Origin of the sequence: Prochlorococcus sp. MIT 1318 (assembly GCF_047304505.1) — a bacterium.
Lineage (GTDB): Bacteria > Cyanobacteriota > Cyanobacteriia > PCC-6307 > Cyanobiaceae > Prochlorococcus > Prochlorococcus marinus_D.
In genome coordinates, this window is the sequence record NZ_CP138958.1 from 833,678 (window position 1) to 857,084 (window position 23,407).

18 protein-coding genes are annotated in these 23,407 nt (G+C 48.7%); 13 read left to right on the top strand and 5 right to left on the bottom strand.

Annotation, left to right across the window (positions count from 1 at the left end):
• Nucleotides 1-117 precede the first annotated feature (117 nt).
• Entirely contained in the window at nucleotides 118-2,073 is a 1,956-nt protein-coding gene (locus SIB66_RS04155; protein ID WP_236070063.1) for a hypothetical protein, read from the top strand.
• Here SIB66_RS04155 and SIB66_RS04160 read toward each other — a convergent pair.
• Nucleotides 2,049-3,260 (bottom strand): glycosyltransferase, encoded by a 1,212-nt coding sequence (locus tag SIB66_RS04160; protein ID WP_063405604.1) that lies wholly within the window; start codon nucleotides 3,258-3,260, stop codon nucleotides 2,049-2,051. The two genes, SIB66_RS04155 and SIB66_RS04160, sit on opposite strands and share 25 nt — an antisense overlap.
• Nucleotides 3,260-5,908, bottom strand: coding sequence for a tetratricopeptide repeat protein (locus SIB66_RS04165; protein ID WP_063405605.1), 2,649 nt, complete (start codon nucleotides 5,906-5,908; stop codon nucleotides 3,260-3,262). The genes SIB66_RS04160 and SIB66_RS04165 overlap by 1 nt, the downstream gene beginning before the upstream one ends.
• 80 nt (nucleotides 5,909-5,988) lie before the next feature.
• Between SIB66_RS04165 and SIB66_RS04170 the strand changes: the two genes are divergently transcribed.
• The 4 genes from SIB66_RS04170 to SIB66_RS04185 are packed head-to-tail and all read left to right on the top strand — an operon-like array spanning nucleotide 5,989 to nucleotide 12,883.
• Entirely contained in the window at nucleotides 5,989-7,737 is a 1,749-nt protein-coding gene (locus SIB66_RS04170; RefSeq protein WP_063405606.1) for a tetratricopeptide repeat protein, read from the top strand.
• A gap of 10 nt (nucleotides 7,738-7,747) precedes the next feature.
• The gene (locus tag SIB66_RS04175) at nucleotides 7,748-8,503 is read left to right on the top strand and encodes a peptidylprolyl isomerase (protein ID WP_063405607.1); all 756 of its coding nucleotides are present in this window, start codon (nucleotides 7,748-7,750) and stop codon (nucleotides 8,501-8,503) included.
• Entirely contained in the window at nucleotides 8,500-11,529 is a 3,030-nt protein-coding gene (locus SIB66_RS04180; RefSeq protein ID WP_063405608.1) for a peptidase domain-containing ABC transporter, read from the top strand. Before SIB66_RS04175 ends, SIB66_RS04180 begins: the two co-directional genes overlap by 4 nt.
• Nucleotides 11,522-12,883, top strand: coding sequence for an HlyD family efflux transporter periplasmic adaptor subunit (locus SIB66_RS04185; protein ID WP_063421421.1), 1,362 nt, complete (start codon nucleotides 11,522-11,524; stop codon nucleotides 12,881-12,883). Before SIB66_RS04180 ends, SIB66_RS04185 begins: the two co-directional genes overlap by 8 nt.
• 88 nt (nucleotides 12,884-12,971) lie before the next feature.
• Here SIB66_RS04185 and SIB66_RS04190 read toward each other — a convergent pair whose 3' ends face one another.
• Both SIB66_RS04190 and SIB66_RS04195 read right to left on the bottom strand, forming a co-directional pair.
• On the bottom strand, nucleotides 12,972-13,208 hold the full coding sequence (locus tag SIB66_RS04190; protein WP_236070065.1) for a hypothetical protein: 237 nt from the start codon (nucleotides 13,206-13,208) through the stop codon (nucleotides 12,972-12,974).
• Between the two features lie 380 nt (nucleotides 13,209-13,588).
• Nucleotides 13,589-14,626: a rhamnan synthesis F family protein gene (locus SIB66_RS04195; protein WP_063405611.1), complete on the bottom strand. Its 1,038-nt coding sequence runs from the start codon at nucleotides 14,624-14,626 to the stop codon at nucleotides 13,589-13,591.
• 177 nt (nucleotides 14,627-14,803) lie between these two features.
• On the opposite strand from SIB66_RS04195, the gene SIB66_RS04200 reads away from it, so the two are divergent.
• Entirely contained in the window at nucleotides 14,804-15,934 is a 1,131-nt protein-coding gene (locus tag SIB66_RS04200; protein WP_063405612.1) for a sulfotransferase family protein, read from the top strand.
• 850 nt (nucleotides 15,935-16,784) lie between these two features.
• Here SIB66_RS04200 and SIB66_RS04205 read toward each other — a convergent pair.
• On the bottom strand, nucleotides 16,785-16,907 hold the full coding sequence (locus SIB66_RS04205) for a hypothetical protein (protein WP_413410262.1): 123 nt from the start codon (nucleotides 16,905-16,907) through the stop codon (nucleotides 16,785-16,787).
• A gap of 399 nt (nucleotides 16,908-17,306) precedes the next feature.
• Here SIB66_RS04205 and SIB66_RS04210 point away from each other — a divergent pair, with 399 nt between their 5' ends.
• The 7 genes from SIB66_RS04210 (at nucleotide 17,307) to rfbH (ending at nucleotide 23,371) form a co-directional block, all read left to right on the top strand.
• The gene (locus SIB66_RS04210; protein ID WP_413681405.1) at nucleotides 17,307-17,495 is read left to right on the top strand and encodes a hypothetical protein; all 189 of its coding nucleotides are present in this window, start codon (nucleotides 17,307-17,309) and stop codon (nucleotides 17,493-17,495) included.
• Nucleotides 17,496-17,682: 187 nt separating this feature from the next.
• A complete protein-coding gene (locus SIB66_RS04215) occupies nucleotides 17,683-18,276 on the top strand; it encodes a glycosyltransferase family 2 protein (protein ID WP_236073651.1) in 594 nt (197 codons plus the stop codon).
• Between the two features lie 64 nt (nucleotides 18,277-18,340).
• Nucleotides 18,341-19,090: an ABC transporter ATP-binding protein gene (locus SIB66_RS04220; RefSeq protein WP_063405616.1), complete on the top strand. Its 750-nt coding sequence runs from the start codon at nucleotides 18,341-18,343 to the stop codon at nucleotides 19,088-19,090.
• Nucleotides 19,091-19,209: 119 nt separating this feature from the next.
• Nucleotides 19,210-19,917, top strand: coding sequence for an ABC transporter permease (locus SIB66_RS04225; protein ID WP_413410263.1), 708 nt, complete (start codon nucleotides 19,210-19,212; stop codon nucleotides 19,915-19,917).
• Nucleotides 19,918-19,920: 3 nt separating this feature from the next.
• The gene (gene rfbF, locus SIB66_RS04230; RefSeq protein ID WP_063405618.1) at nucleotides 19,921-20,688 is read left to right on the top strand and encodes a glucose-1-phosphate cytidylyltransferase; all 768 of its coding nucleotides are present in this window, start codon (nucleotides 19,921-19,923) and stop codon (nucleotides 20,686-20,688) included.
• Nucleotides 20,682-21,770, top strand: coding sequence for a CDP-glucose 4,6-dehydratase (gene rfbG / locus SIB66_RS04235; RefSeq protein WP_413681407.1), 1,089 nt, complete (start codon nucleotides 20,682-20,684; stop codon nucleotides 21,768-21,770). Before rfbF ends, rfbG begins: the two co-directional genes overlap by 7 nt.
• A 29-nt stretch (nucleotides 21,771-21,799) precedes the next feature.
• Nucleotides 21,800-23,371, top strand: coding sequence for a lipopolysaccharide biosynthesis protein RfbH (gene rfbH / locus SIB66_RS04240; protein WP_236073644.1), 1,572 nt, complete (start codon nucleotides 21,800-21,802; stop codon nucleotides 23,369-23,371).
• The last annotated feature ends 36 nt before the right edge of the window (nucleotides 23,372-23,407 follow it).

Sequence of the window (23,407 nt, forward strand, 5' to 3'; positions counted from 1 at the left end):
TCTCTCTATTCGTCAGCCAATTTCAATCAAGCCCCCGCAAGGGGGCTTTTTTGTTGTCTTGTTCGTGCTCCTTTAATCTCTTGTTAATGGCATGGTCTTGTGATCGATAACAGCTTTGTGCCGCTTTCTCCTTGGGAGGAAGCCTTTTATAAGGGTCGACGCTTGGAAGCAGAAGTCGCTATTCATGCAGCACGCTTGCGGGGGAATCTAGATGTCGTTCAAGCTTTAGAAGCCTGTCGTTTGGTTCAGCGAAGTCATGGCGTCAACGTGACAGGATCCCCTTTAACTACGTTTGAGCGATTTCAACAGAAGATAGGAAACACATCTGAGCCCAAACAGGCTTTAACGCAGTTGCTTGCTTATGCAGAGTTGCCTGATGCGTTAATGCTTTGGATTCTTCATTACCGTTTGCCGCAGTTGATTGAAACGGAAGAAAAAATACACCTGCTTCAGCGTTTGGCCATTCATCTCTATTTAAAGTTTCCTGCAAGGAAGGATCTTAGTTATCACTGCTTGATAAATGACCCAACGGGATCCCTGAATAAGGGTGCCCCGCAACGCATGTTGAAACCTCGTGATTGGTATACGAATAATCAACCCTATCTACCTATGTTGCAGGTTGCTTGGGCACAAGGGCGTTATGAGCAGATGTTCATTTCAGCAGCAGCAGCACAAATTGATGGCCGCTATTTCCCTATAAGTGACCATAATGTTCGAGCTTTCTCCATTATTGGTGAGGCATCACGTTGCCTTGATCTGTTCCGCCGGCTCTATGAGGCATCTGCTGGTGATTTCACTATTGCTTCGATTAGCAATCTGCTCTTCATCTCGATGGGTTTAGAGGAGTTGCCCTATGAATTTCTGGAGCAGTTGTGTACCCACTTCGATCAACTAGCAAAAAAAATGCTCGGATCTGTGGAATCCGAACAAGAGCATATAGCTGAGCCAATCTCAAAGAGGCTCACCATCAATGAGCGTCCACTTTTGGTTGTGGTTTCTGCTGATTTGCGAAACCATCCTGTTGGCCGCTTCTGGCTGCCAATCGCCCGCACGCTTAAGTCGCACTTTCAGGTGATTAGTGTTGCTGGTCACCCTCGTGATTACGATCCGATCCGTGAGGAGCTTCGTCAGCTTTCAGACGAATGGTGGCCATTGGAGGCGAACGAGGTGCCTCAGATGGCCTCAAGGATTCGCCAGCAACAACCGGATTTATTTCTCGATCTTGGCGGCCACACAGCTGATAATCATCCCGTATTTCTCTCACAGCGCTTGGCGACGGTACAGGCTACTTATTTAGGGTTTTTTGGCCCCACCTATGCCTGCTGTTGTGATTGGTGGATTGTTGATCAGGCGCTGATGCAATGGATCAGTTCTTCATATCCAGGAGCTGAGTCATTCTGGGCCTTGCCAGGCTCAAGCCTTTGTTATCTGCCGCAGCTTCATGATCTGCCAGCCGTTGAATCGATCCGCTACAGCGAGCCGCTGCATCCTGTCCTTGGCAGTTTTAATCACACTCGCAAACTGACGGCTTCAACGTTGCGGCGTTACGGTGCAATCTTGCATGACATCCCAGATGCGGTCTTGCAGTTCCGTAGTCATTCCTTTCACGATCCTGCTGTTCGCCGCCGCTTTTTGATTCGTTTACAGGATGCCGGTGTTGCTCCCAATCAGCTGCAGCCACTCCCGTATGCGCGCTCCGCCAGTGAGGCTATGGCTGACTACGGCCGTATTCATCTACATCTCGACAGTCATCCAGTCAGCGGCACGACCACTACCTTGGATGCATTGGCCATGGGCATTCCGGTGCTGACCTGTCCAACCCCTTACTACGCCGGTGCCATCTCGGCAGCTTTGCTTCAAAATGCTGGCTTGGCTGATCACATTTGTAGAGACCCTAGAGATTTGTCTAGCCAAGCTCGATGGCTTACAGATCGCTATAAGAGTGTTGCATCAAGAAGGGAGCTTGCTGAAACGGTTAGATCCTCTGCCGTCTGTGATACGGATGTCATGCCGCGGATGTTCGTTGAGCAGCTTCAGTTGATGCTGAATCAGAAGCGAGCGGCTTGCTCTTGAAGCAAAGTCTCTAGTTGATTAATGCAGTGAGATTGTAGATATGTTGGCTGCAGGTGAAGTTTGCCAGCCTCTCCCCATTGATTCAGCTGCTCTTGTTGGTTGAGCAACTCCACGATGGCCATGGCAAGGCTTTCGGGATGGTGTCCGCGCCATAAGGCACCATTGACTCCAGGCTTGATTAGTTCTTCCATCATTGGATTGGCTTGTGCCAGGACTGGGGTGCCGCAGGCCATCACTTCGAGCAGGCTCCAGCTCAGGACGAAAGCATTGGAGAGGTAAATGTGCAGGTTGCTGCGGCGATAGAGCTTGACAAGTTGTTCATGGGGTATGCGGCCGAAAAGATGCACTCGCTTAAGATCGAACTGACCACTTAGTTCACTCAGCATTACCTGTCGCCAGCTTTGATTATTATCCGGGGCACTCGAATAACTCACCTCATCTCCGCCTACCACCACAATCTGCACCTCAGGGTGATGTCTTAGTAAAGCTGGTAAGGCTCGCATGAAAGTATGAAATCCGCGCATGGGTTCCAGATTGCGACTGATGAAAGTCACCACAGGTACCTCAGGCCCAAGTGTGATTCCATTCCCGAGGGCGAGTTGTTGAAGTCGTGGAATCTTTAGCATCGCTTCGGGTACACCTTCGTGGATGACGCGGATCTTGTTGCGCCAACGGGCGGGAAAGCTATTAGCCTGATAATGGGTGGGTAGGACGGCGATGGTTGCATCAGCCATGGCCCCGTCCACTAACCAATTTTTGGTTCGTAAGTAGTGCATTTGCTGCACGGATAGTTGTTGTTCGGCGTCCAATCCAAGATGGTTGGCTTTTAGCCAAAGCTCAGGCCAGATGATCAGTGGGCTGGCCGGGAAGACTTCGCGCAACAGCATCGCTTCGCCCCAGCCTGGATGGGCCAGGATGACATCCGGCGCCCAGCCTCGTTCCTTCAAGCTCATGGCAAGTTCAGCCACCTTCTCAGAGCGTCGGATCCAGTCATCCACCTCCGTCGTTTGGTTGTGGGCACCGTTTAGCTGATGATCACCATGCTCGTAGCGCAGAACTTCGATGCGGCTATCGCATGGGCGCTGGCTACAGCCGATAGCCTTGAGCTCATGTTCCTTGTCGCAAAGGGCAGGTGATAGATCTCGGAATTGGCCAGGGAAGTTTTGATGGACCAGTAAAAGTCGCATTATCTGCTGAGCGGTCCTTGCAGATCCCATTGCAATTGGGGGTATACCTTTTGCCACCAGCTCAGATCCTTCTCTGATACACCTTGCTCAATCCAGACAAGAACCCGTTGTTTGTTGTAAGGCCGGAACAGTTTCACAGTTCCACCCCATGTGCTAAGGGTCTGAAGTGGCACTATTACTATTCCTTGATCTTGCCAGCTTCGCGAATCGTTAGGGGTCATGGCTCCAAGCCACATAGGAAGTTTTTGGCTTGGAGTATGAGTATCTGCATCTAAAGGAATTGAACTGGCTGTTGAACAGGCCAGGGGCCAGGCCGCTTGCTTCATTTGGCTGTCAGGATTTTTCCAGCCTTGTGTGTTCAGCCATAGATGCCACCATTCGCGGAAACTGGTAGATAATTCTTTCGCAAGTCCTTTGTGATCTAAAAGTTCACTATTTGCTAATTGTTGACGCTGTTGTAGACGTCGATGGCGTAGAGCTTCGCGATCCTTGGATAGCTCTAAGGCTCTTGAAGTCATTGCTGCAGCGTCTGCACAGATCAAGTCTGCGCATCCCGCGCCGGCGAGCACAGCTGCTGCTTGTCGGCTGACCATCGATTGACCTGCCACTGTTAGGACAGGCACTCCCATCCAAAGGGCATCTGCAGTGGTTGTACATCCTGTGTAGGGATAGGTGTCTAGAGCAACGTCTACATCTTGATATGTGGCCAGATGATCCTCGAGGCTGTTGCAATGTCCACGCAATTCAAGTCTCTCTGGGGCTAGGCCTAGTGCTGAAAAAAGCTGTCTAACTCGTGCCTGCTCAACTTCTTCGCCAAGGTTCTTGCTTTTGAGCAGTAGGCGTGAATTCGGCACCGCCTCCAGAACCGCCAACCAGTTCTGGGCAGTCTGCTCTGTGATTTTGCGGGTTTGATTGAAGCTACCAAAGGTTATTTGATCTTGAGTCAGGCATGGTGGTGGTGAAACTGGAGGTGCCGTTTCTAGTGGCCGATAGCTGACGTAACAACGTTTGAGGTGCCATCGAGTTTCAGAGCAAGGATCATTGCCATTGTTCTCGACGGGATGAAGGACATTGTCGGTGATCCAGTAATCCACCTCTTTAAGTCCGGTGGTGCCGTAGTAGCCCAGGTAGGTGGCTTGAATTGGTGCAGGTTTGGCGGCCAGTACAGTAAGGCGATTGCCGGCAGTGTGCCCAGCTAGATCAATCAGGATGTCGATTTCATCACGTTGGATTTGGGCGATGCACGCCTCATCATTTTGTCCGCGGAAATCGCGCCATTGATCTGCTTTCTCTTTGAGTCTTGCTGAGTAGTCATCTTGTTGCTCCCCACATGAGTAAAGCGTGATTTCTATTTCGTTTCGATCCCAATGTTCTAGTAGCGGTTCCACGAAGTAGCTGACCGCATGTCGACAGAAATCCGGAGAGATCAGCCCTATCTTCAGTAGACGTTCGGGTGCGGGGTCGGGAATGCAATCCCGCCAGCGTTCGAAAGTGCTTTTCCCAAATCGTTTGGCAAAATGAATGGCTTCGGCAAAGCGCTTTTCAGAAGGCTCAAGCTCATAGCCAACTAGAGTAAATAGCACATTAGAATGAGCAGCAGGATTGTCTAATGCGGCAGCTCCTTTGCGCAGCCAAATCAAAGCCTCTTGATAGCGAGCAACGTCTTTCAACACCGAGCCCAGATTGTTCATGGCTGGCCCGAAGCTTGGATGATGTTTCAATGCTTCCTCGAAGCAACCCCTGGCTTTATGGCTTCGACCAATGTCCCGAAGCAGAAGGCCGTATGTGTTGAGGCAGATCGGATAGGCAGGATCTAATTTTAGTGAGTGTTCAAAAAGATTGATTGCTTTTTCGTATTGACCTTTGCCTTTGGCGATCACGCCTTCGGCATACATGAGGTTGGCACTGTTGGGGAATAGAGGCTCGAGACTTTCGCAGATTTTGCTGGCTTGATCAAATTGCTGATCGCCGCAGAGTACTTGCGCAATGTTCAGACCAATGAATAGGCGTTTATCGCCTTCAGCTCCATGGGTGCCTTGATGCCAATATTGAAGCGCGAGATCCTTTTGGCCAAGAGCATGATGGGCGTTGCCCAGCTCTAGCAGCAGCTCTGCAAGGCTATTGCTTCCGTTTATTGGGTTGCTGTTTGCTTCCACAACAGGAGTAAGCAGCTCGATAACTTGCTGGTGCTCCCCTTTATGTCCAAGAGTGATAACAAGGCCGTGTAGTAGTCCTTGAGATTTTTGATTTCGCTGTAGTCCGCTGCGGAAGGCATCAGCAGATTCCTCAAGTAGTCCTAAATCACGCAGTACATTCCCATAGTTACCCCAAAGCGATCCGTCTGTGCTGTCAAGCTGAAGAGCTCTTTCAGTGCATTTTCTGGCCTCAGCTGCTTGGCCTTGTTGACGTAGCAACGCTCCTAAGTTTCGCCAAGCACTCGTATGGCTTGGATTAGCATTTACACAGGCTTTGTAGGCTTCAATAGCTTTACAAAGATTTCCCTTTTGGTGAGCTAGGCAACCTGTTTGGAAAAAGGATTCAGCTGGATTGTCTTGACCAACAGGCGATTTGACTGCTGAAGCTTTGATCCCCTTTGGGCCTTTTAGTTTGGAAGTACCCTTTTTGCGGGAAGTACCCTTTTTGCTCACAGAGCTGATTCGCGATTCAGTAAGTTTCCCATGCCCTTTGATAGATAATTGAAATTGACTGTGCTCAAGCAGCTTCGCCAGTGACCTTCTCCAGCACTGAAATTCAGGCTCTTGGATCGGTGGCTCTTGATCACTACCATTCTGGCCGTCTGGAGCAGGCTCTGGAGCAGTCCAGGCTGGTTATAGATAAAGCAGAAGCAGATTCAGGCAAGCCATCCTCCTTGCTCAAAGCAGAGATGTGCCATTTGGAGGCGGCCTGCTTGCATCAGCTTGAACGTGGGCCAGAAGCAGAGCTTGCTATCCGCGCTGCTGTCGCACAGGATCCAACCAACCCAACATATTTGAACACCTATGGTGTCATTTTGCGCAAAATTGGCCGCATAGAGGAAGCTATCCGTTCCTATCAATTGGTGATTCGCTTGCAGCCAGGATTTGCGGATGTATATTACAATTGCGGCAATGCATTGTGTGAGCTAGATCGGCAAGATGAAGCGATAAATAACTTCCAGAGATGCCTAACAAATAATCCTAAACATGCCTCTGCTCATCATAATCTTGCAAATTGTTTACGTGATCAGAAGCGTCTTGATGAGGCTATTGCCCACTATGGTCTTTCGGATGAATTAGAGCATCACAACCCTGATATGCACTGCAATTGGGGCCTGACTTGGCAGCTCAAGGAACGTTGGGACAAGGCCATAGATTCATTTGAGATGGCGATTAGTCAGAAGAGCGAGCATGCCCCTTCTTATATCAATTTGGGTAGTGCTCTTTCAGTTCAGGAGCGTTTTGAAGAGGCTTGTCAGGCCTTGCGGCGTGGGGTTGCTCTTGATGACAGCTGCAACGATGCCAAGTTTAACCTTGGACTGACTTTGCTCACAATTGGTGAGTTCGAAGAAGGATGGCACTTTTATGACACACGATTGAGCTTGCCTGACAAGGTCAAAACTCCACTTCCACATCAAATGTGGGATGGTGACATCGACAAACTACGTGGTGAGAAATTATTGGTTTGGGCTGAGCAAGGCTATGGCGACAATATCCAGTTTGTACGGTACATACCAATTCTTATCGAGGCAGGTGTTCAGGTAACCCTGTCCACCCGCAAGCCCTTGATTTCACTCATGCGTGAGTGCTTGGTACCTCATACTCCGGCGATTGTTGAGCACATACCCAAGGAGTTGCAAGGCTTTCGTCATCATGTGGCTCTATTGAGCTTGCCTCGGCTTTGTGGCACGAGTCGCGACACTGTGCCGATGATGCCTGGTTATTTACGAGAGCCCAGTCAAGTTCCTGAGCAGTTGCGTGTGCATCGCCAACCTTTTGCTATTCATATTGGCCTCGTTTGGGCTTCTGGACCAGATAACAAAGATATGTATGAGGATAAATCAATGTCTTTAGAGCCGCTGATGCAGCTTTTTGAAGATTGGCGGCAGCAGCGATTAGTGGTGGTTCATTCGCTTCAGATTGGTTCAGATGCTGATCAGCTCGTTCCATGGTTAGGGGAGCGGGGGGTAGTCAACCATGCCGCGGATCTGAATGATTTCTTGGACACGGCCTGTGTGATCAGTCAGTTGGATCTTGTCTTGACAGTTGATACTGCTGTCGCTCATCTCGCTGGAGCTCTGGATAAGCCCGTTTGGTTGATGCTTCAGCACAATGCTGATTTTCGCTGGATGCGGGGGAGGTCGGACACGCCTTGGTATCGTTCCATGACTTTAATTCGGCAGCGGCAACTGGGCGATTGGAGCAGTGTTCTTGAACAAGTTCGGGACCGTTTGCTCATGTTGCTTGGCGAAAAGAAAGAAGCAGCTAAAATCAACAAATGATTCTGTTCCTATGAGTATTCAATCGTTCGACAAGCAGGGTTATATAGCAATTCAATCCCAATGCTCTTGGCAAGGACCAAGTCCAGCCATTCCACCAGAGCTTGATGAAGTGGGTCGGTGGCGTTGGCCTGAATTAGACACTCCTTCTTTCCAATTGATGAAGCGAACGGGACGGACACATATTCTGCTTACAGCTTGGTTAGAGGATTTGATTGCCGCATTAGTACCGCTTAGTCAACAACTTTGTGATGAGCTTGGTGATGAACAAAGCTGTCGCCAAGAGCGTCTTAGGTTGTTTCGTAATTCGGCGTTTAGTTTGCATGTTGAGGAGCACTTCAGTCGCACCAAACGTCAGCGAGACCGAATTATCTTTTCTATGCTTCGCTGCAGTAGTCTCCCCCGCATTGAAGAGCTTGCTCTAGCGATTCGTGAGGGAGAGATGGATTTTGCCGCCGCGGCTATTCGTTTCTCTGAGGGGCCGGAAAGTGCGCAGGGAGGTCGCGTGGGTCCTATTCACCCAAATACGGGTAATGCTGAGGTGAATAGTCGCCTAGAACAGGCGAATGAGGGTGATTTGATCGGTCCCCTTCTTATTGATAATTCCCATATTTTGTTGCGGCTTGATACCCGAATTACTACCCGTTTTAATGAACAGCTGCAAGAGCAATTGATCAATGAGCTTTATCAAGAGTGGCTTGCTAGCCAGCTGACCGCTCTTCAGTCGGGTGAGAGTATTGAGCCTCCTGAGTACCTTCCCTCCTTATGACTGCATCCATTTCGTCAAGGGTGCGGCTATTGCTTGGGTCTGCTCCATTGGATCGGGTGGATCCAGAGTTGCTAGCCTCCAGTGAAGATCAGGTTCAAGCCTGGCAATTGGACGTAGGTCAGCAGCTAGCTGCTGAGAATGTCCCTTTTGCCTATGTATGCCTTGTCGTCGATGGCACCCTTCGCGTCAGCGGTAGGGATGCTATGGGGCAGGCGTTTACGATTCGTCGTGTTCACGCTGGCGAGTGGTGGGGACTCTGGAGCGGCTTGCAGGGAGTTGCTGCGTCGACTTGCCGCACCACCGGCCCAACCAAACTTTTGGCAGTTCCATTGGAGTTGTGGCAGCGCTGGTGGCAAGAGGTGCCATCTTTGGCGGCTTGGGTGGAATCTCATCCTCAGCGGGAGGATGTTTATGCGGCCCTGCGTCCTTTGCTCGTGGAGCGACCCCGTCAGGATCGCTCCATTCTCGATGAGCTGGATCATCTCCAGTCTTCATTGACAACGGCGCAGTTGCTTAGCCTTTCCGATCTAGATGGCTTGACCTCTGATAACAGCACGAGCTGGTTATTGCCCTGCCACGATCATTTTTTAGCAGAGATATCTTTAAAAGGGCCAAAAGGCCTCTCTCGTGAGTCTTTGCTTCAGGCATTGGAGCGATCAACCCATGGCCTTCGCTTGATCGGTTGCCCTGCTGCAGCGCTGGAGGAGCTCATGGTTTCCTCAGTGTCTTCATTGCCTTTGGAGACAAATGGCGAGCCTGAGTCCGATGCAGAGGTTGTCGAAGCCTTGCCCGAATGGCAAAACCCTGATGGGGAAGCCCTGCTGAAGGCAGCATTGCAGGAGGAGAATCCTCGCCCTCAAAAGGATCGGCAGGGCCTGCTGGTGAAACCCATTTTTGGCAGTAGCGGAGTTGAACAGGGAATCGCGCTATTGCAGATGATCTGTGAATCTCTCAGTGTGCCATTCCGACGCGATGTTGTTGATCGAATGTTGAAGGGCATGGTTGGAGAAAAGCCTTCGCCTACGCTTGAGTGTCTTGGCCAGATCGCTGACAGTCTGGGACTTTCTGCAGTTTTAATGAATATACCGGTGGCTCATCTTGCTCGGATGTCCTTGCCGGCCTTGCTTGAACTTCCTGATGAGGATTCTCTTGTTCTCCTTACAGGCGAACGACATGGGCACTTGCGGGTCATTGATCCGCGTGAGGGAGAGCGATATGTGGACTTGGCAAGTCTTGAAAAAGAACATTCTTCTGCTCGTGCTGTTGCTATCAGCCGTCGCCCAGATACATCAACCCGTCGATTTGATATTACCTACTTCTTTCCTTATTTGCAGAGGTATCGGAAGTCTTTGGCGTTGGTATTTGTTGCGTCATTCTTTATGCAAATATTCAATCTAGCTCAGCCACTGCTCATTCAGCAGATTATTGACAAGGTTATTGGTCAGCAGAACTTTAATACCCTTTACTTCCTTGGTGTGCTTCTTATTGGTAGCAGTGTGATCTCTAATATTTTAAGCTTGATCCGCACTTTTCTTTTTACTGATACGACCAATAGGATTGATATTGCGACAACCGGAAATATTTTTACCCATTTATTTAAGCTGCCACTGGATTTTTTTGATAAGCGACCGATCGGTGAAATCTCAACACGTATTGCAGAGTTAGGAAGTATCCGTGGATTTCTAACTGGTACAGCCTTAACTTTGATTCTTGATGTGGTTTTTGGGGTAATTTATCTCTTCGTTCTGATTAGCTATAGCGGTCTGCTAACAGCTGTATCTTTAAGTGTGGTGCCTCTTTATTTGGCAATGGTTTATTTGGTGGCTCCGATCATTAAGCGCCAGCTGCGCATTGCTGCCGAATCAGCTGCTGCTGCACAGAGCTTGATGATTGAATCCCTAACGGGGATTCAGACTGTTAAGGCGCAGCATGCTGAGACGACTCTCCGCTGGCGTTGGCAACAGCGACACGCCCGTACGATCTCTGCCGGTTTTCGAACCTCATTGATTGGAGCGACCTCAGGTGCAATTGGTGGCTTTTTTCAGCAGGTCGGAGGTTTGGCTGTTCTCTGGGTTGGAGCCTATTTGGTGCTAAAGGGTGACTTGACTATTGGTCAGCTGATTGCCTTCCGCATCATTAGCGGCAATGTTGTTGGTCCGATCATCCGTCTTGCGGGGACTTGGCAAACGATTCAGGGTCTGCAGATTTCCATTGAACGTCTTTCCGATGTCGTTGATGCACCCACAGAGCAACCTGTTGATGAGACTCCGATTGCTCTGCCACCGATTAGCGGCAAGGTGGAATTTGAGGATGTGAGTTTTAGCTTCAACCCCCATTTACCTCCTGTGGTGAAGTCGGTAAGTTTTTGCATCGAAGCCGGCAAATTTGTCGGCATCGTCGGCCAGAGCGGCAGTGGCAAAAGTACGATCATGAAGCTTTTACCACGACTTTATCGGCTTGAGAAAGGTGTGATTCGCATTGATGATTACGACATCGCCAAAGTTGATATTGATTCCTTGCGCCAACAGATAGGTATCGTTCCTCAAGACTCCATGTTGTTCGATGGCACTGTGCGTGAAAATATTACGCTTAATGCACCGGATGCTTCCGATGAAGAGGTTATTCATGCTGCCCGTATTAGCTGTGCCCATGGATTTATTATGGATTTGCCTCAGGGATATGGATCTCGCGTTGGGGAGCGGGGTGCATCCTTGTCTGGTGGCCAGCGTCAGCGTTTAGCGATTGCGCGAGCAATTCTTAGTCGCCCTCGGATGCTGATTCTTGATGAGGCCACTAGTGCTTTAGATTATCTTACTGAGAGAACTTTATGTGAGAACTTGCGTAGGGAGTTATCAGGAGACACAGTGTTCTTTATCACCCATCGACTGGCTACGATTCGTTCAGCTGATGCGATCATGTTGTTAGAGAATGGATTGCTTCAGGAGGTGGGAACTCACCAGGAACTATTGGCCCGCAAAGGTCTTTATTACGCCCTTTATCGACAACAGGATGCCTCAAGTGCCTGACTCTGATTCTTCACCTGATTCAGCTTTGACATCTGAAGAAAAAGATAGTCCATTAGCAGATAAGGAGGGGCTTGAAAAGTCAAAACCCGGTGCACTGTCAAAACCCGGTAAACTACTTGCACGTATTTTGCCAATTAAGCTTGCTCAGCGTAAGGCTGTTTTTTACGATAGCCCGGGGTTGCTTGAGCAGTCTCACCATTGGGGTGGGCTTGTTATCTGGACGATTGCTGCAGGCACCACCGCAGCAGTGATTTGGGGCTTTTTAGGCAAGGTGGATCAGACTGTCATGGCGATTGGAACACTGGAACCTGCGACTGGAAAGGTGGCCGTGAAAACTCCTACTGGGGGCATTGTCAGGCAGCTTTTCGTGAAGGAAGGAGAGGAGGTCTCCTTGGGGGAATCTCTCATGGTCGTGCAAAACGAAGGTACTGAGGCCCAGTTGGCGGCCACTCGGAAACAGTTGGCTATTTATAGTTATGAGAATAAGTTGTACAACTTGCTCCTTGATCAACAAGGCAATTATGCGAGTACCCAGCTCCCAGCTCCTCCTGAGTTGATTGCTGATGAGGATAAAACCAGATCTCTGCAGCTCACTGTTCAGGAGATAGCATCACGATTAAGGCAGTTGAGGGCAAAGCTTGCATCGGAAAATCGTACTCTTAAACTCAAGGAGGAGATGTTGAAATCGATTAAAATGCTTTACGAAAGTGGTGGTTATACAAAGTTTAATTATCTTGCATCTGTCGATGAGATTCAGCAGCTTGAATCTCGCGTTATTCAGACACAGGAAGAGATCAATGCTGTAACTGCAAGAGCAGGCCGACAGGTCATTGCAAACAACCGCCAGATCCTCAGTCTAGAGGCTAGGCTTGTAGCGCTTTCAGAGCAGCGACGTAACCTCACTTTGAAAGCGGTGCAATCAGGCACAGTCTTTAACCTCATGGTTGCTCCTGGCAGCGTGGTTGGTAATGGAGCTGAGGTTATGAGGATTATCCCCGACGGTGGCTTGAAAGCCAAGGTTTTTCTTTCTAATAGTGACCTCGGATTTGTTAGGGAAGGAATGCCTGTAAAAATTGCTGTCTCCTCTTTTCCCCCAGGTGAATATGGTTACTTAAAGGCAAGTGTTTTGAGAATTGGTGCGGACTCTCTTCGGGAGAATGAGAGCTCAGGTAGGCCAAATACGTTTCCCATGATTGTTGAGCTAGAGCCTAATGAGGATAAGAAATTTATAATGAGCCGTCTTGCTCCAGGAATGCAAGTCTCTACGAATGTCATTGTGCGTCAGCGTCCAGTCATCACTCTGCTTACGGATGTATTTACCAAAGGTACTGAAGATCTTCAGAATAGTCGTTGAGCCTTTTCTGACTTGATTGATCAGCCCAGTAAGATTAATGCTTGGGCATATTGCTTGACTTTGTCCAGGTAATCATTCTGAGGCTCTTTTATGCTTGTCGCCGGATGTTATCCCTCAGGGACTTCACTGTTGGCTTCTTTGGTTGGCGAAGTCCTCCAACTTGGCTGGGATGAAGCTTCTCAGCGTGCTCCTCCTGCGCTTGATAATCCATTGGGCTTTTATGAATCGCGTCGCTTAGTTGAATGCAATGATCAGCTTCTTGGGCGAATCGGGTGCAGTTGGAGCCACCCACCTCTTTGCCCGTCAGCTTGGGATCATCCCCCACTTTTAGATTTTCTATCGGAGCAGCGCCATATTTTTTTGTGAGCTGTCTTTACGCGATATTTCGGAGTATAAGTATGCATATTTCTGGCACACTCCTTTTGTCTTGATGATCTCTAAAGCTTGTTACGCTTTGACTAATGAGTGCTTGTTCCTTTTCTCTGAGCTCATTGCCGAGTGAGCTTGGGAGGTGGCTACTTGGATTGAAGTATTACTCGAATCAGTTTCACATACAAGTTGTAAGTCTCGATTGTGAACGAGCTTTTGTTTCACCATTTTGATATGGTATTACCTCACACAGAAGGTTGTGCTGGGAGGGTAGAAAAAATCATCATTGAGTCCTGCCCTCATTGTGTGCTAAATAATTTTCACAGATATAGCAACTCATCCCATTGAATGAGTTCTTGGTTGGCATCGCGGCAACGGGATGGACTGAACTCTTGGCCCTGACGAAGCGAGTGCTTGAGACATTCCTTGGTTGAATAAGGATGTGGAAGATGGAGTGACTTCGTTTTCGAGTGGTAATTCAGCCAAGAGGTCTTCATGAACTCCAGAATCGATTTCATCTACATCATCGCTCATCCAGTAGGCATAGTTGCGCCGGTTCATCAGCATGGGCAAAAGACCAATGCATCGCTCAATGGAATGAGATAGGTATCCATCAATTCCAATTGGTTCCGGACTAAAGTCTTCTTTTCTTAGCTCTAGATTGAATAAAGACTGTAGAACATCGACTCGGGTCCAGAAAAAAGAACCAGCTGGGAAAAATAAGAATGTGTCTCTGTTGATTTCATGTCCCATTGCTTTCATCAAGGAGTAGATCTGAGGAAAGTTGTTCCCCCAGTTCACGACATGAGCAACAGACCGATGCGGCCAGGGGAAAATGAGACCAGCATTCTTTTTCTGCAATAATTGTTGAAATAAGATGCAATTTTTCTCTTTTGGGAAGGTGGCTTGAAGCAGAGACCCTCGCCATTTTTTGCCAAAGATTCCATCGGCATGCGGCGTTTTTTTTGTGTGACAGTGAATTAATAGCTCACAGCTTTCAATTTCCTTTCTCCAGTTGATCAACATTGGGGCAAGGTCTCGCCCTCGATTTGGGCAGATTTTAATGTGATAGCAGGATTCCTTGCGAGCCTTCAGCATGACTTCGATGACTCTGGCTTTAGTGCTTGTATCCGTATTGATTAAAAGCCAGCGATTGGGAATATTTTCCCATGCATCGATAAATGTAGGCAGAAGATCTAGGTAATACACATGGCAATGGATTGCTATGGGTTGATCTGGAATAGGTGCATCTAAATATTCACAATAAGCCTCGATTGCATTGCCTCGGGAAGGACCTGCCTCCCAGTGAGGCCTTATGCTGCCAGCTAGTTGATCAAAGCAAATTGGCAGGAATTGTGACGTTAATCTAAGCATCTCAAACTATTCATAGTGGCTGAGAGTAGCGCTAGTTTATTGCTATCGGTTTTGTGAATCACAGGCTTCAAGAAATGATGTGTTAATCTGATTTTTTAAGATCAGAAGTAAAAAATGTTTGTTGCTGGCTGCCATCGCTCGGGTACGTCATACGTCTCGAGTTTGTTGACAGCCATTATGAATTGCTCTCGACCCTCAGACCTAGATAGAACTGTTGACAATCCTCGTGGTTACTTCGAGTCCACTTTACTGCGTCCATTTAATGATGAGCTGCTTGAACTGGCAGGATATGCATGGGATCGCCCCCCATTGTTGCCTGTGTGGTGGAGTCAGGGTAAATACCTGCATTGTGTTAATCAGCGGAAACAGGATTTTGAAGCCTATGCACTTAAGGTGGGCTGGGTTGATAAAGATCCTCGCCTTTCAATTACGTTTCCACTTTTTCAGCATTTGTTGCTTAAGCGGGTTCCCTGTCTAATCCCAATGCGCAACCCCCTTGAGGTTGCTCAGTCTTTGCATTGGCGTGATGGTTTTTCTATAGAGAAGGGTTTATTGCTTTGGTGGCTTTACAACCGTGGCTGTTCCCTCTTCTTTGATCCGTCTCTCGATGCCTTGATTTCTTATGAGACTCTTATGGACGGTCAAGCCGATCAGATCGACCGCGTGATCTCTTTTGTAGCCCCCTCGTTAAGCCTGCAGCAGCCTGATATGGATGTGCGTCGGCATGTTCTCGTCAAGCATGCTGAGTGCACTCGTCCGCATCTTCGCCGTAATCAGTTGGGTACTTTTTCCGAAGTAAGCGCTCCTAATCAAGGCTCTAGTCAAGGAGAGCTCACCTTTTTTTGCAGAGATCTATATAGCCAACTTGAGTCCGGTGGCTTTTCTTCTGATCTTTTCTGTGAGCTGTTTCACGCAGTGCCTTCTTTCTTGATAGGTAAATATGATCAGATTTTGTCTGAGGGTGAACCTTCTCTTGAATTTCGTCATAACAATACGATTCTATCCGCTGACTGCCAGACCGGACAGTTGGAGAGGGACCAGACCATAATCTCAACCTTTGCTGATTTGCTTGACACGCTCCATGGTCTCCAAAAACAGGTGAATGCCATGGAAGGATCGTCAATCCCTGATGATTCAGCATCATTGCTGAAAGAGGAGTTGCGCATTAGCAATGAAAGACTTGAGCAAATGCAGCAGGCCTTTTTTTGGCGTCTTACAGCACCATTGCGCCGTGGCGTCGATGCTTTCAAACTAGTAAAAAGAAAGCTTTTTGAGTTCATTACGGTTAAAGTCATCAAAAGCAGATAGACGCTATTTTCTTGATATAATCTCGAGTCCATTAAGGATGGCTATGCAAGAGAGTGTGTCTCTCCTTGCTTCCATTGTTAATCTGCGCAAGTAGCTTTCTTTGTTGTGCTTTGGGCAGGATGCTTGTAAAGTTGAAGTGCAGATTAAGCGATGATTTGAAGGCTTCTCTTCATGGATCGTTGGCTGACTCTTGTTAGAATGCGCCATCATGATTGGCTTTGTGAATAGAGCTTATTGAGCCGCTTCACTCAGTAGAATGATAATTGGCATCCTTGTAGTTTAACTTCTTTAGCGGCTCTAGAGCGTCTTTGGTGTTGCTATTGCTAGCCAATTATTGCATATGCCTTTGTTCATCGCTGGCTGCATTTTTCTGGCTATTATTTGAAGCATTTACATTCAATAATTATCTACAGCTGATCTTATGTGGCGCCATTGTTAATGAGTTAGCGCTCAGCATTTGGACTCTCTTTTTGAAGTTTTGTGCTATTCTAATATATTAAAGGAGATCATTTTTGCTCGAGTAAGACTGATCTCTGTTACTGTTCTTCTGAAAGTTTCTCCCATTTCGGGGATGTGGTTGGCCTTTCTTTAGGGGTGTTGTTGATCTGCTTTAAGCAGGCTTGGCAGCTAGGTTGCTTCAATTTGTTTTCTTCCTCATGATGGTCTAGCCATTGAAATCGACAATGTTTCCTATTGCTTGGTCATATTACGTTCACTTGCTAGTTTGACCATTATCACGCTGAGTCCTATCGGTTGATGTTGCAGGGGAACTTGGAGAACAATTATTCCTGCCAGGAAATATTCAATGATCTCAAGAGTTTTCTCGATTCAGTATGAGCTTGTGCCGCCGTCATCCCCAAATGAGACCTGAAGCTGATCCTCCTTTTGTGCAGTTTTCGGGAGTGGCCACCTGGATTTGGTGCGGTTGAGTGAGTTGTCCATTGTCTTGTAGCTGTTTGTGGGGGGATCCCACGGATCCAGGCCTGAAACATTCTTGTGGCAATCTTTATGGTGCGGCCTTAGGGGAGTATTGCTGCTCGGCGCTCTTATCCGTTGCCCTGGTCGATTGGCTGCAACTTTGGAATCACCGAGGATTGTGGCCCGCAGAACTTTGGTTTGTCCCCAAGCGCCTTGCAGGAACTGCTGGCAAACTTAAATCTTTTTGGCAAGGAGAAAGCTTCTTTATTTGCTTTGCGTTTGCAACCTCAGCAGTCTTTGCTGGCATCTTCACCAATTCCTCCAACAATGACTTGCCTGATGAACTTGTCATTGAAGAATCTGCCTCGGAGAGGCTTCATGTATTTGAGGATGCTGAGGACTTGCACCGTTAGGAACGGATAGCTTCTTCTGGTGATTGGCTGATCAATCTTTATTGGCTTCGACAAAGAAGCTGGCACGTTGGATTGGGGGGTTTCGCGGCATGGAGGCTTGCTGGACCCTGATCCTCAGCGAACAGCTTTCCTGCAATTTCTTGGCGTTAAAGCTTTACATCAACCTTTCCGTGCTTTGGAGTTGGCGGAGAAGGATAGTCATCAGGATCTTCTACGGCTTGCAAAGTTGAAGCTTGGCCTCACAGATCCTCGTTGGTTTGAGCCCATCCATTAAGGCGCTTGCAAGCTTCAGCATGAAGGAAGCTGTTGTGTTGGCTCCTGAACTGGGGTAGTGCTTGCTTCTGGAATGGCAAGCGCGTTGCAGCTGATGGTTAATTCGTCTTTGATAACGCATCCACCGATTTGGGTGCTGCAAGGGTGGAACGGTGGCTTGTGGAACATCAGGATTGCTTCTGCAGTGTTCGATTGCTCCAGCATCAGCACAATGGTGGCTTGGCAGCTGCTCGCAATACGGGCTTCGCTGCAACGACAACTGCATGGGTATGGGTGCAGGATGCCGATAACCCTTTAGCTCCAAGTGCTCTTGAGCAATCTCATCATTTAGCTCAGTGCGTGGATGATCAGGTTGCAGTTGTGCACCCCTTGTTGCTCACAGTGCCGCCAATGGCCTCGCCGCAGGGTTTTCAAGGCGAGGGGCGCCCTTGGCAACAGTCGATTTTTGCTGGTTCCAATGCTGTCGATGCGATGGCGTTGATCAGGCGTTCGGCCTGGCAAGAGGTTGGCGGTTATGTCCACATTCCAGGCGGCTGGGAAGACTATGACTTCTGCTGTTCTTTTATTGATGCCGGTTGGACTGGGGTTCAATGCCCTAATCCCCTTGGCCGCTACAGCGTGCATCAAGATTCGATGACGGCGGTCACGGCTTTACCCAATGTGCGCGGGCTGGAGCATCTGCTCAAGGAACGGCATCCTTGGTTGACTTGTGTTGGTGGCACAACTGGAACCAGATGACCACGGCCGCTAAATTTGTTGGATCAAGAAAGGTTTTCCTCTGACTAGTGCAGTCAACGATCCCTTGGTTCAACTTGAGCATGTTTGTCTTGACATTCCTGTTGATGGAGTGGGCAGTCGCTCCCTGAAGTCGGCTTTCGTTGGCGGGCTTACAGGGGGTTTGCTCAATCGCAGCCGTACTCGCGGCTTAAGGGTTCAAGCTCTTTCTGACTTGAACTTCACCATTCAAAAGGGCGACAGGGTCGCTTTGTTGGGTCATAACGGCGCAGGAAAGAGCACGTTGTTGCGCTTGCTTGCTGATGTCTATGCACCAAGCCAGGGGCGCATCTGGCGTAATGGACACATTGCCCCGCTGATTAATAAAAGTTTCTGGGTCGATACTGACCTCAGTGGTCGTCATGCAGCAAGAGCTCAGTACCTATTGAGTCGAAACACCATTGATGGTTTTGATCAATTTCTTGATCAACTTGTGGAATTTACCGAGCTCGCGGATTTTATTCATCTACCAATCCGTACCTACAGCGACGGCATGAAAACTCGTCTTCAATTTGGCTTGTTAACTGCTTTTCGCCATGAGGCCTTGGCCCTCGATGAGGGCATTGGAGCAGGGGATCAGTGGTTCCTTTCTCGTGCTCGTCAGCGATTGAGTGAATTTCTTGGTCAGGTGGGCACGTTGATTTTGGCGTCTCACTCGGTGGAGTTGCTGAGTCAGTTTTGCAACAGGGGATTGGTTCTTAATCATGGTCGGGTGGTCTTCGATGGGCCTTTGCATGAGGCTTTGACTCATTACTCAAAAGGGGTGACTGCATCATGAGAGTGCCTCGTGTTGAAGATCAGCTAGCTCTTCTTGAAACTTCTCCTGCACAAGGTTTTGGCTTTATTTTTGTGTTGCGCACGGCTCGGGCTTGGTGGTATAGCGCCTGGCTGCGAACCTTGGCGCGATTTAGCCGCACTTACTTTGGCAGCTTTTGGCTAGGACTCAGCAATCTTTTGAGTGTGGCTCTTTTGGGAGCAGTGTATGGCGCGGTTTTTAATATTGCCAATCCTTGGGACTATGTTGTTTATCTAGGACTAGGTTATACGATCTGGGGTTTTATTAGCTTGACTGTGATTAGTTCCTGCACGCTGTTTTCTATGCGTCGTGATCAGTTGATCAATAATTCTCTGCCAGCAATTTTTTATTGCCTTGAGGAATGGGCTTTTCAGGTTCAGACATTTGCACAGAGTTTGGCGATTGTGATGATTCCGATCCTATTTATTAAGCCGGTGTTGTGGCTGCATGCATTGACAAGTGTTTGGTTGCCACTCATTAATGTGTTGCTTTTTTGCTTTTGGATAACGGTTTTGATGGCTGTGTTGGGCTCTCGCTTTAAGGATGTGGCTCAGCTGATGCCGATCTTGATGCAATTAACTTTTTTGCTCTCTCCAATCCTGTATCAGAAAGAGGGCTTAGGTAAGATGGAATTAATTGCAGATATCAACCCTTTCTATCGGGCCCTTGCTCCTTTGCGTACAGCTTTGATCGATGGAGATGTTTATTTTAGGGCCGAGTTTGCGACGCTGTTTGTGAATATAATTTTAATATGGATAGTTTGCTATTGGCTGAAGCGCGTTCGCTACGATATGCCTTTTTGGGTCTAGACAATGAAGGCCGTTATTCTTGCTGGTGGGCTAGGTACGAGGATCTCAGAGGAGACGCACCTCAAACCAAAGCCGATGATTGAGGTTGGAGGCCGCCCAATTCTTTGGCATATTCTGAAGATTTATTCGCAGCATGGCATCAATGATTTCGTGATTTGCTGTGGATACAAAGGTTATGTGATTAAAGAATACTTTGCTAATTACTTTCTTCATAGTAGTGATGTCACCTTTGATATGAGTACGAATCAAATGGAGGTGCATCAGCAGAATGCTGAGCCTTGGAAAGTCACCCTGGTTGACACTGGTGAATCAACTCTCACCGGTGGTCGTTTGCGTAGGGTTGCTTCTTATTTAGATGGCGGATCTTTTTGTTTTACATACGGTGATGGAGTTGCTGATGTGGATTTAACGGCCTTAATTGAGTTCCATCGCACTGAGGGTCGCTGGGCCACACTCACCGCTGTTCAGCCTCCTGGTCGCTTCGGATCGCTTGCTTTTGAAAGGGGGCGGGTACTGGGTTTTGAGGAGAAGCCACAGGGTGATGGATCTTGGATTAATGGTGGCTTTTTTGTTCTGGAGCCAGAGGTTTTGGACACGATCAATGGTGATGAAAGCGTGTGGGAGAGGGATTGCTTGCCAGCTATCGCTTCTGCAGACCAACTCAATGCATTTCAGCACCATGGCTTCTGGCAACCCATGGATACCCTGCGCGATCGTCAGCTGCTTGAAGAACTTTGGAAGGATGATCGCGCCCCATGGAAAACATGGTGATGGCTGAGAGCTGGAATCCAGATTTTTGGCGTGGCAGACGCGTCTGGCTCAGTGGTCACACAGGCTTTAAAGGCAGCTGGTTGGCTCTTTGGTTGCTGCATTGGGGCGCGGTAGTGGAAGGCTATGCCCTTGATCCAGACCAGGCTGGTGGACCTTCCCTATTCGACAGCCTTGGGATTGCGGCCGCGCTGTCACGCGATGAGCGCGCTGATTTGGCGCAGGCTGACCATCTAGTCATGCGGCTGCGCGCCTTTCAGCCCGAGGTGGTTTTTCATCTTGCTGCCCAGCCGCTTGTGACCAGAAGTTATCGAGAACCTTTGCAGACCTGGAAGACCAACGTGATTGGTACCTGCCATGTGCTCGAGGCTTTGCGTCAATTGGATCATCCCTGTGTGTCGGTGATGATCACCACCGACAAGGTCTACGACAATCAAGAGTGGGATTATGGCTATCGGGAGAATGATCCCCTCGGCGGTCATGATCCTTACAGCAGTAGTAAGGCAGCAGCAGAACTTGCGATTGCGAGTTGGCGAGCAAGTTTTTGTGGTCTCTTACCCCATCAAGTGCCAAATTTGAAGCTGGTTTCAGCGCGCGCAGGCAATGTGATTGGCGGTGGTGATTGGTCTGAAAATCGTATTGTTCCTGATGCCATACGTGCTCTGATCAAGGCAGAGCCAATTGTCGTGCGTGCGCCTGAATCGACAAGGCCTTGGCAGCATGTGCTTGAGCCTCTGGGTGGCTATCTCGCCTTGGCTGAGCAGCTGCAAGAGAATCCCAATCTTGCGACCGCCTTCAATTTTGGTCCGGAACGAAGCGCCAACCGGCCAGTGGCAGACCTTGTAGAAGAAATCCTCAGTCATTGGCCTGGATCATGGCTTGATCAATCCGATCCCAAGGCTAATCATGAAGCTGGGCGCCTAGATCTAACCACCGATCGAGCATTTCACCAGCTTGGTTGGAGCCCTCGTTGGAGTTTTGAGGTCACGATTGCGGAAACGGTGAATTGGTATCGCCGCTTTCATGCTGGAGAAGATGCGCGCCAATTGTGCCTTGAACAGATCGATCGCTACGTGCAGGGCTGATAATTTGCCCTCAGTAATGGTTGCTGTTGTTGTCTGTTCCCATTAGCGCTGAATCAATGGCGAGTCCAGCAGAACTCGAAGCTCTCAAAGCTGAAATCCTTTCATTGACGCGCCGTTATGCAGCATCTGCTCATCGCGCTTTTCGTCCAGCTGGAGACCCCTTAAGACCTGCCTTTGATTCCAAAGGAGGATCCATTCCCTATGCAGGCCGTGTTTTTACTGAAGATGAGGTGGAGGCTGCAGTCAGCAGCACTCTTGATTTTTGGCTCACGCTTGGCAATGAGGGAGAGGCCTTTCAAAAAGAACTCGCTGGTTTTTTGGGGGTTCGGGCTTGCCTAGTAGTTAACTCAGGCTCTTCGGCCAACCTATTGGCCTTGTCTGCGCTGACATCACATTTGCTCCCTGCGTCGAAGAGGCTGCAGCCCGGTGATGAAGTGATCACTTGTGCGGCCGGTTTTCCAACGACCGTGACCCCAATTTTTCAGAACGGTTGTATTCCTGTTTTTATTGATAACGATCCTTTAACAGGCAATTTGAAGGTTGATCAGCTTGAAGCTGCCTTTGTTCCTGGGCGAACCAAGGCCGTGATGGCTGCTCATGCACTTGGTAATCCCTTTGACTTGGGAGGTGTGTTGTCATTTTGTCGTCAACATGATCTATGGCTCATTGAGGACAACTGCGATGCCCTTGGATGCAGTTACACCATGCGGAGAAAGCAGGCAGAAGAGCTTGGATTTGATCAGAACAGTCCTGGGTTAGATGCTGGCGATGCCCATGTGATTCGTTGGACAGGGACCTGGGGAGATATCAGTACTCAGAGTTTTTATCCACCCCATCACTTAACGATGGGAGAAGGGGGAGCAGTCAACATCGTGGAAAGTTCTTTACTGAGGCGCATCGTTGAAAGTTTTCGCGATTGGGGTCGTGACTGTTGGTGTGCAAGTGGACGTGATGACACATGTTCCAAGCGATATGACTGGCAATTGGGTGAACTTCCTAAGGGGTATGACCATAAGTACATTTATTCCCACTTTGGCTACAACCTCAAACCACTAGATCCTCAGGCTGCAATCGGCCGCATTCAGATTCGTCGCTTGCCAGAATTTATTGAGATGCGTAAACGCAATTGGCAGCGATTACGACAGGGATTAGATCACTTGAGTGATGTCTTTAATTTTTGCCTGCCGACACATGCCACGAGATTTGAATCCTCTAGTGGATCTTTCGCTTGGGACAGTAGTGGAGCAAGCACTGATTGCAGCTGGTTTGGCTTTTTGCTTCTTGTTCGCCCAGAGGCGCCTTTCACCAGTTCAGAGCTCGGCCGCCATCTTGCCGAAAATGGAGTGGGGACCAGGATGTTGTTTGGCGGGAATTTGTTAAAGCAGCCTGCCTTTGTGCAATTGCGGAGGGATCGACCTGATGCCATGCGATTGGCTATGCCTGAGATGCCAGGAGCAGATCAATTGATGCAAGAAGCGTTGTTCCTAGGAACTTATCCAGGCCTCTCAGAGGAAATGATCGATCGAGAATTGGCTTTGATTTCTGCTTTTGTTGAGGAGAAAAAATATAATATTAGCCAACGCAATACTGCGATCTCATGAGTGGGAATGCTCTTCTGTTTGGGTCGCGCGGCGCTC